This is a genomic window from Ferdinandcohnia sp. SAFN-114, assembly GCF_059415045.1.
In genome coordinates, this window is record NZ_JBPFDQ010000038.1 from 41071 (window position 1) to 50170 (window position 9100).

Genomic DNA, 9100 nt, shown 5'->3' on the forward strand with positions numbered 1-9100 from the left:
CGTAAAAAAATTTTTAAGAGGCACTCTTTCTTCCCTTTTGATGTTTTTCCTGAAAGAACTAAACTAGCTGCCATTGCCAGAACCGATGACCTTTTACTTCGTTGATAACTCCCTCGTAAAGTGCACTTATCCTCAGCCGTTACTACACCCGGCACGTTTTCAATACCATTTACTTTTAGCCACCTGTTGCCCCAACCAGCTTATAATGTGTGTACCCTTCATGAATAGAATAGAATGGCTACATCTTTATTTAACTCATGCTTAGAAGCATTAGTATATTATCCTTCAAGTTGCAAAAACTACCAAAAACAGTTTTTTAAGGTGGGGGTTGTGAATGAAAAACAGGATGATTGATTGGCCAACTTTTATTGGCGCATTTTCATTATTGATGTTGGTTACGATTCCTCTCGTCCTCTTTCCTGAAAAAGGTGAAGAGGTGGTTAATGCTGCGAATACGTATGTGACCACAAACTTCGGTGTTCTCTATTTGCTAGTTGGAATTGTCATTTTCTTTTTTCTCATCTATGTTTCATTTAGTGCAAACGGTCAGATATTGCTTGGGGATAAAGGAGAAAAGCCCGAATTTAATGATTTCTCTTGGGCTGGCATGCTATTTTGTGCTGGGATTGGCTCTAGCATATTATATTGGGGAACAATCGAATGGGCTTATTACCTTCAAGGTCCTCCCTTTGGAGTAGAACCTGGCACAAAGCAAGCCATTGCATGGGCAACTACCTACGGGATTTTTCATTGGGGACCAATTGCTTGGGCGATTTATACACTTCCAGCCTTACCAATTGCATACTTTTATTATGTAAGAAAAAAACCTGTCTTAAAAATTAGCGAAGCGACACGGCCATTAATTGGTAGACTAGCCGACGGTCCTATTGGTACCATAATCGATATCTTATTTATGTTTGGTCTTATAGGTGGTGCCGGAACGACGCTTGCCCTAGGCACTCCGATGATTGCTGAGGGTATTTATCGTCTAACCGGCATTGATGTGAACATGACTGTTAAGACGATTATTTTATTATTTGTGACTGTTATCTTTGCTGTTAGCTCTTATACAGGATTAAAAAAGGGAATAAAGATTCTTTCCGATGTAAACCTATATCTTGCTTTCTTTCTTTTGGCTTTTATCTTTTTATTTGGGCCAACCCGATTCATGTTAGAAACAACAGTAAATAGTATTGGTCTTTTATTGGATAACTTTTTTCATATGAGTACATGGACAGAGCCGTTTAATTCATTGGGCCCATTTGAGAAGACCTCCTTCCCTGAAACTTGGACGGTGTTCTATTGGGCATGGTGGCTTGTCTATGCCCCATTTGTCGGTCTATTTGTTGCCAAAATTTCACGTGGACGTACGATTAAACAGATGATTCTTGGGACGATGATCTATGGAACAATCGGAAGTATACTGTTTTTTGGTGTATTAGGAAATTACGCGATGCATCTCCAACTTACAGGAGAAATGGATATTATTAATACATTGAATACAGAAGGAGCTTCTCCTGCTATTTTAGATGTTATTGAGAGCCTTCCGTTTTCATGGTTTATGGTCCTCGTATTCACTGTACTTGCTATAGTATTTCTTGCTACAACTTTCGATTCAAGCTCTTATGTGTTAGCGTCTGTTGTACAAAAGGAGGTTAAAGATGAACCAATAAGGTGGAACCGATTATTTTGGGCATTTGCCCTCTGTATAATGCCACTAACTTTGATGTTTATCGGCGGACTCGGCACCTTGCAAACTGCAAGTATCGTCGGAGGCTTCCCTCTCCTTTTTATCATGGTCATGCTTGGTTGGTCCTTTCTAAAAGCATCCACCCGTGATATCATGGCATCCGATTATTATGAGCCAAAAACGATTGAGTTAAATTATCGTAAAATTCTTGAACGCTTGCGTCGGAAGAAAAAAGCAAAAGGGAAAGCATCTGGCGAACAAGACCAAAAGGGGCCAATCGATGCCCATTTTGAAGATGACAAAAAATAAATTTAGGACAGAGCCCATTTCGGCTCTGCCCTTTTTAATGGGACGCAGGGACAGGTCCCTTGACCCACTTTTTCTATCATTAGAGTCGATAGCTTAGTGTTCGTGTTCAGCCTCCATTGCTGCTGCTTTTGTTTTATGGACAGTACCGAAAGGATGATTTGGTGGTGCATAGATTGAATATAGTTTTATTGGAACATTTCCTGTATTTGTTAGGTTGTGCCAATACCCTGCTGGAATAATAATGGCTGAATCGTCAGCAATTTGTCTTACAAAGTCTAACTGATTTTTGTTTTTCCCCATTTGAACAATTCCATTGCCTTGTTCAACACGTAGGAATTGGTCCACATCAGGATGTATTTCTAAGCCGATATCTTCTCCAGGTTGTAAACTCATTAATGTTACCTGTAGGTGAGTACCTGTCCAAATCGCGGTGCGAAACGTATTGTTTTGCTTGGAAGCTTCATTGATATTAACTACAAATGGCTGCTTACCTTGATCATTAAATTCGCGCATTTCCCTTCCCATATCAGGGTGATAGTATCCCCAATAGTTCCAGTAATGCATAGGAACTCTCGTGTAATATGGATGGTGGTGATGATGTTGGTGGTAATAGTGATAGGGGTATCCATATGTTACATAATTCATTTTCTCAATATCCCTCCTCAAATTGCTAAAACATCCTATGCAAGAGAGAGTGTGAACGGTACCCAAATTATTTGTCAATTATGCGGGACAAGGGACCTGTCCCTGCGACCCACATTCTTACAATTCATCTAAAAGAAGAACTTCTCCTGTTGATGCATGAACGGCAAATTGGCAATCTATCTTTCCACACAGGACATATTGATTTTGGTCAAAGTCATACACGTAATAAGGCTCTAATTCGAACTTTCCTTTGACCTTTTCATAGGCCTCATCCTTGCTTATCATCACTTTCTCGGGTTCTTCAAATTCATCAAACATCTCTAACATCATCTGGTTATCCATATAATTCACAGCCTGAAGACTTTCAGAATCAACCATGACATTAACTTTCCGCTGAAATACGCGTTTATCCTGCTTGTTTGCTCTTACTATCGCATGAATATACCCCGACTCGCGATGAAGTGATTTTAACATCCAGACTCCAGAATCACTGGGATATACCCTTCGTAAAAAATCCCGGACCTCTATCGTACACATTTCTTGCTCTGTCTCTGTGATTGGTAGTGTATCAGGTGAGGGCTCGCCTGAAAATGCTTGGTCAGCCGAAACCTCTTCATGCCAAGTTATCTCGTTTCTTTCAAATGAAGAATCCTCAATCGGCTCATCCCAATCCAACGTTTTATCTATTTTCATATATCCTCTAACATCCACGATAACTTCAAAAGGGATTGTGGCTGATTGGTCATTCCGTACATAAAGTTCTTCTACTGCATAAGCAGAGACTAGTCGTTGTTGTTCCATTAACGGAAAATCAATCAACTTCACTTGATTTTTTGCGATTTCCTCAATTTTCTCAAAGGTCAATGTATAAGGTTCTATTTTCACCATGTCCTTCGCTGGAAAATGACCATGTGCAGAAAACAAAGTTAGCCTACCCTCCTGATCGAAATTGACCTCAATCATTCCAGAAGGTGAAACAGCAACACCATTAATGCATTCTTTAAAATGTAGCTCTCCCTCTTCTTCCTTATGTAACTGGAATTGCTGCCCAAACGTTAATCCTGTTTCCTGCTCAACCCATTTTATAATGTCATTTTTATCAGAGAAGTTTATCCCGTTTGTGGCAAACGTCTGACCCATCACGAAAATTACACTTTCAAAGTTACGACTATTTACATCGATTGTGATAACTGCCGTTCCAACTGGATTTTCATCCTCATACTCTTGTCCCAAACAATGATTAGGAAACCATTCCATTGACATTGTATAGACCGTCTCATTAAAAATATTGACACTTCGATTGAAACTGTAAGTTTCTAAATAATAGTCCCACAACCCAAACTTTTCTTTTGTAAAATCAACTAGCTCCCGAGTTCTTTTATCCATATTGCCACCTCCAATATATTGCTTCGATAATAACTACGAATTACTCACCCAACGGTTTCACATTTTTCCAATTTCAGTTTATTAAAAAGCTGCACTTCTTTAAGTGCAGCAAATAATGTTTAGTCGGTATTCCGGTCCATCTGACCTAGTATATTTTTGAATAAATGACAAAGGAGATAAACATCGTAGAGATTAATAATGTTGTGAGGATGTTGATCAGTTGTGCTGCAGTTAAAGCAATCAATTCAAATTGTAAACCAATGTTAAAAGCAATTAGAAAAATCATCATCGCAAAAAAAGAGGCGAAAATACCTTTCTCTCGGATAAGTTTCATGCGTTCATCCTTTTGCTTAAATTGTGGATACAAATATGCCAAACAAAAACTCATGACTGCCATAGCCATAGTCATAAAAGCCATAGGTGCGGGCGATGAATTAGCCATAATCCCAACAATTAGTAAAAAAACCGACATCACGGTAAACAAAATACCCAACACGATAAATGGAACTCGTGAATTTCCCATCTTTTTTCCTCCTTTAATATGACTTCGTCAAGAATAAATCCTTATTTATAATCTTCTTTCTCTAAAATGAAAATGTCTTCAACCTTCGTTTCAAAAACTTCAGCCATAATTAATGCTAAGGGAAGAGAAGGGTTGTATTTGCCCTTTTCAATTGAAATAATCGTTTGCCTGGAAACACCCAATTTTTCAGCAAGTCGATCCTGCGAAAAACCGTGTTTTTTCCTAAAATCTGATACTTTATTTTGCAACCCATTCACCACCTCTTATATTATTCATCATAATGTAAAGCTTCCTTTACATCAAGTTTCCTTTACATTTTTTTAGACAAAAAAAAGAAAGTTAGTCACTTGAACTAACTCTCTTGCAAAATCACAATTTAGAACCCCACTAAGTAACCCGTCTCACTATGAATTTTTGTCGAGTACTTTTTGTATGGATTGATTAAGTTTATTTATATTTACTTGTACAGACTTTTTATCGCTTAACTGATACTTTTCTTTCAATTGGAGGATCCTAGTCACACTTTCATCGATTCTCTCTTCGGATATTTCACCATTTTTGATCGCACTTTTAATCGCATTATGGACCCGAACCACACTGTTGTAGTCATGTGCCACCATGATAATGTCACTTCCGGCCTTAATTGATTGAACCGCTGCCTCACCAATATCGTAATCATTGGTGATTGCTTTCATGTAAAAATCATCGGTAATGACTACTCCATTAAAACCTAGTTCTTTCCGCAGAATATCGGTGATTATGGTTTTAGACATGGAGGACGGATAGGTGTTGTCAAGCGCCGGGACTAAAATGTGGCCGACCATTACCATATCTGCTCCTTCTTTAATAGCCTTCCGAAATGGAATAAATTCCAGACTCTCTAGCTCCGCCCGCGTTTTTCCAACCCTAGGTAATTCAAGATGCGAATCAACATGTGTATCCCCATGCCCTGGAAAATGCTTGACTGCGGAAATAATAGACTGCGACTGCAGCCCTTTCATTGTTTGGATCCCAAGACTACTCACAATCTCTGGATTACTGCTAAACGAACGGTCACCAATAACAGGGTTATCAGGATTGCTATTAACATCAAGCACAGGTGCAAAGTCCACATTAAACCCAAATGCTTTAAGCTCTTTTCCAAGGACTGTGCCGATTTCATACGAGAGGGTTGGATCATTAATCTTTCCAATTTCTAGATTTGTCGGGAAGGTGATTAAACCTCCTGGCAGCTTTGAGATTCGACCGCCTTCCTGATCCACACCAAAAAATAATGGAATTTTACCTTCATTAGCCTGTTTTATTTGGTTCAAATAGTTGACAGTTTGTTTCGGAGATACTAAATTATCCCCATTAAAAATGATGCCTCCTACTTGGTATTTCGTAATTAACTGGTTCATATTTTGGCTCATCGTTGTACCGGAAATCCCAGCAAAAATCATTTGACCAATTTTTTCATCTAAACTTTGGTTTTCACTTTCACCTTTATCAACCGATTGTTGAAGGTTTGTCACCACAGAAATATGATGAACAGTTGGGTTAGGCTTTTGTTCAGTCGGTTTCGGTAAAATCCACTTCAACTGAAAAGTAGGATTGACTTGATAGATGAAAATAACTTGGTTTACGTTTTCATCTTTATAATATTTAACCTCATCTGGCTCTCCTATCGCTTTTTGAATATCTTCTAAATGAATATCCATTAAATCCGAGTCGTAGGAACGGATGTCAAAAGCAGTCTTATTCTTAATCCCAATTGTTACGTCATGATCAGGATACACTACGAAGTCCCCAATCGAGCTTTTGTCAATAGTTGGCGGCTCTCCCCATTGATTGTGTATTTCTTGAATGTTTGTCTGTCCTGCTATAAAAGGAGTGTGCGGAACCTTCCCTGTTTTAGAAATTGAAAAAATTTCCTTAACTTGTTCTAAGGAATCTGGTTTTTCTTCTGCTGTTCCTTCTGGCAATGTCTCAGATTCATTTTTTTCTGGTTGCTGAGTCGACTCCTCACTTGGAGCACTCTGTTCACTTTGCTGTTTGTTACCTTTTTCAACATACATATAAACAGCTGCAACCACTACAACAACGGAAAGTATACCAATCAAACTTGTTAATATTCCTTTTTTCAACATAGGCTACCTCCCTGCAAGTTTTTCTTCTATAGTATTAGACTCTTTTAACAGCAGAAACGTTACATTCGTTTTTGGGACACGGGACCTGTCCCTGTGACCCACCAGATCGGTTTCATTGTGCAACAAGAATTCAAAGAGGCAAGGGTTCAAGTCCTTGCCTCTTTTTTATAATATTCCCCTAGAAACTGTGGCAATGCAAAACAGCTTACCACCATTTGCTCGTTCACATATTTTGTTTCTTTGTGGCTGACTTTGCTTGGGTTTACTTTAATGTGCTTCTTAGTTCCGATTGTGAAACTCCACATTCCACCAGGGTAGGTCGGTACAACTGCCGTATACAACTTAGTCTCATTGAAAAGTTCTGAGATTCGAGTATAGGACTGTTTCATTATGGCAGAATGGAATATTGGTGATTGGCTTTGACAAACCATGATTCCGTCATCTTTTAAGGCCTCATATAAGCTTTGATAGAAGCTCTCTTCGAATAATACCGCTGCTGGTCCAATTGGATCTGATGAATCCACGATTATCAGATCATACTCATTTTTCTTAGTAGCCGCGAATTTTACACCATCATCAAAAATAAGATGAACACGTGGATCTGCTAGGCGACCTGATACCTCAGGTAAATGTTCGATACTAGCTTTTACTACAAGCTCATCAATTTCAACCATATCAATATGTTCGATTTCTTCGTATTTGGCTACTTCCTTTGCAACTCCACAATCACCACCACCAATGATTAATACCTTTTTCGGATTAGGGTGAATCGACATGGGCACATGTGAAATCATTTCATTATAGATATGTCCATCAACTGAGGTCGTTTGAACAATACCATCTAACACTAGCATTCTTCCAAAATCATATGAATCCAGAATCATGACTTCCTGGAAAGATGATTGTTGATCAAAAATAATATCTTTAATCCGATAGCTGATTTTCAAGTTGTCGTACTCATCTTCGGTGAGCCATAAATCTCCATTTTTCTTAGATAAATAAGGCTTATTAAGTTCCATCATCATCCCCCATTCTATTCTTATTCTTCCAATATAAGAATAAGAAAGAACACTATGCATGTCCAGCAAAGTGGGTCGGAGGGACAGGTTACTCGTCCCAGTTTAATCCTGTTGTGGGACGCGGGACCTGTCCCTGTGTCCCGGCATTATAACAGTGATCTCTGTTCCGATGTTTTCCCACGATTCGACGTTAATATCTCCGCTATGCAATTTTGCAATTTGCAGCGCTATACTCATTCCAAGCCCTGTTCCTTCTACACGTTCATCTGTGTTTGTTCCACGATAATACCTATCGAATAAATGTTTCTTAGTCACCTCATCCATCCCAACACCGTTATCCTTGACAATTATTTTCGTCTTACCTTTTTCATTGGTTTCCTCTAAGAGAACTTCAACGCTTGTACCAGGCGGATTATGTTTCATTGCATTATAAATAAGGTTATCTAGCATTCTTTCAAACAACCGTTTGTTTACTTGTAGATAACGGTTATTGCGTAAAGGATCAAAGGCGATCGGGTATTCTTTTATAATCCGGTCCCTTTCAAACTTCCCTAAGACCCCTTCTACAAATTCACTTACTTCTACGGTCTCAAACTGCACTTGATTCATACCATTTTTCAGTTGAAAACTTAATGAAAAATCTTCTATTAAATGTAGCATATAATCACTTTTTTCACGTATCGTTTTCCCTATTTCTTCTAACTCATCCTTGGTCCAATCATATTGGCCACTTTCTAAGAGATTTCCATATCCCTGCATCGTCGATAAAGGTGTGCGTAAATCATGAGATATTCCTGTCATCCATTCTGATCGATTTTTCTCTAATTGCTCCCGCTCTTTCCTCGAAGCTTCGAGTTTACCTGCCATATCATGAAATGCCTCAAACACCTCTAGATATAACTTATATCGCAACCGAATCTTTCCATTCTTACGATATACCTTCTTCTTTTCACGCTCTGTTAGTACTTCACTGTAGTTTTCATTTCCCATCCTGCCAAGCCAATTCGCAAAAATAAACAGTGGATTTCCATAGCGAAATCCATTCCATATTGAAATTGCGATAGTGATAAGGAGGACAATCCCCCCAGTAATAAGAAATCCTCGTGCTACATCAAGATACGTTTCTAGTTTCACTACATTGCTATTTTCATTTGGTGTATATAATTCCCAAACCATTCCATTCTTAGTGTCTTCATAAGTCGTTCTTTTTGATGAATAAATATCAGGTGCAACATCTCTCACAAAAACATCCAAAGGCTTCTCGTCTTCACGGTTTTGTAACCCAATCATTTGTTGCAATGACCCATCCTTACGATATATTTTGAACTGCACCCTGTCAAGTAGACAGTGGAAATAATAAAAATGATTTAAGCGGCTCTAGCTCTATATTCCATAGGGC

8 protein-coding genes are annotated in these 9100 nt (G+C 38.6%); 1 reads left to right on the forward strand and 7 read right to left on the reverse strand.

The features are described from left to right. Nucleotides 1–334 precede the first annotated feature (334 nt). Entirely contained in the window at nucleotides 335–1999 is a 1665-nt protein-coding gene (locus ACR65M_RS13685; protein ID WP_440273586.1) for a BCCT family transporter, read from the forward strand. Between the two features lie 93 nt (nucleotides 2000–2092). On the opposite strand, the gene ACR65M_RS13690 is transcribed toward ACR65M_RS13685, so the two are convergent. From ACR65M_RS13690 to ACR65M_RS13720, 7 genes are all read right to left on the reverse strand, one after another. Then, nucleotides 2093–2644: a cupin domain-containing protein gene (locus ACR65M_RS13690; protein WP_440273587.1), complete on the reverse strand. Its 552-nt coding sequence runs from the start codon at nucleotides 2642–2644 to the stop codon at nucleotides 2093–2095. A 117-nt stretch (nucleotides 2645–2761) separates the two neighbouring features. Then, complete coding sequence (locus ACR65M_RS13695) at nucleotides 2762–4030, reverse strand: hypothetical protein (RefSeq protein WP_440273588.1); 1269 nt, start codon at nucleotides 4028–4030, stop codon at nucleotides 2762–2764. 145 nt (nucleotides 4031–4175) lie between these two features. Next, the gene (locus ACR65M_RS13700) at nucleotides 4176–4553 is read right to left on the reverse strand and encodes a permease (RefSeq protein ID WP_341332787.1); all 378 of its coding nucleotides are present in this window, start codon (nucleotides 4551–4553) and stop codon (nucleotides 4176–4178) included. Between the two features lie 41 nt (nucleotides 4554–4594). Beyond that, complete coding sequence (locus ACR65M_RS13705; RefSeq protein ID WP_341332788.1) at nucleotides 4595–4801, reverse strand: helix-turn-helix transcriptional regulator; 207 nt, start codon at nucleotides 4799–4801, stop codon at nucleotides 4595–4597. A 156-nt stretch (nucleotides 4802–4957) separates the two neighbouring features. After that, nucleotides 4958–6682 carry a beta-N-acetylhexosaminidase gene (gene nagZ / locus ACR65M_RS13710; protein WP_440273589.1) on the reverse strand — a complete coding sequence of 575 codons (1725 nt, stop codon included), beginning with the start codon at nucleotides 6680–6682 and terminating at the stop codon, nucleotides 4958–4960. A 146-nt stretch (nucleotides 6683–6828) separates the two neighbouring features. Further along, nucleotides 6829–7704 (reverse strand): polyamine aminopropyltransferase, encoded by an 876-nt coding sequence (gene speE, locus ACR65M_RS13715; protein WP_440273593.1) that lies wholly within the window; start codon nucleotides 7702–7704, stop codon nucleotides 6829–6831. A 99-nt stretch (nucleotides 7705–7803) separates the two neighbouring features. Further along, nucleotides 7804–8991: a sensor histidine kinase gene (locus ACR65M_RS13720; protein WP_440273594.1), complete on the reverse strand. Its 1188-nt coding sequence runs from the start codon at nucleotides 8989–8991 to the stop codon at nucleotides 7804–7806. Nucleotides 8992–9100 lie beyond the last annotated feature (109 nt).

What these genes read in the sequence shown, in the direction of transcription:
- ACR65M_RS13700 (WP_341332787.1), bottom strand. Translation starts at nt 4,553, where the DNA reads ATGGGAAATTCACGAGTTCCATTTATCGTGTTGGGTATTTTGTTTACC.
- ACR65M_RS13690 (WP_440273587.1), bottom strand. Translation starts at nt 2,644, where the DNA reads ATGAATTATGTAACATATGGATACCCCTATCACTATTACCACCAACAT.
- ACR65M_RS13685 (WP_440273586.1), top strand. Translation starts at nt 335, where the DNA reads ATGAAAAACAGGATGATTGATTGGCCAACTTTTATTGGCGCATTTTCA.
- ACR65M_RS13720 (WP_440273594.1), bottom strand. Translation starts at nt 8,991, where the DNA reads ATGATTGGGTTACAAAACCGTGAAGACGAGAAGCCTTTGGATGTTTTT.
- ACR65M_RS13695 (WP_440273588.1), bottom strand. Translation starts at nt 4,030, where the DNA reads ATGGATAAAAGAACTCGGGAGCTAGTTGATTTTACAAAAGAAAAGTTT.
- nagZ (WP_440273589.1), bottom strand. Translation starts at nt 6,682, where the DNA reads ATGTTGAAAAAAGGAATATTAACAAGTTTGATTGGTATACTTTCCGTT.
- speE (WP_440273593.1), bottom strand. Translation starts at nt 7,704, where the DNA reads ATGATGGAACTTAATAAGCCTTATTTATCTAAGAAAAATGGAGATTTA.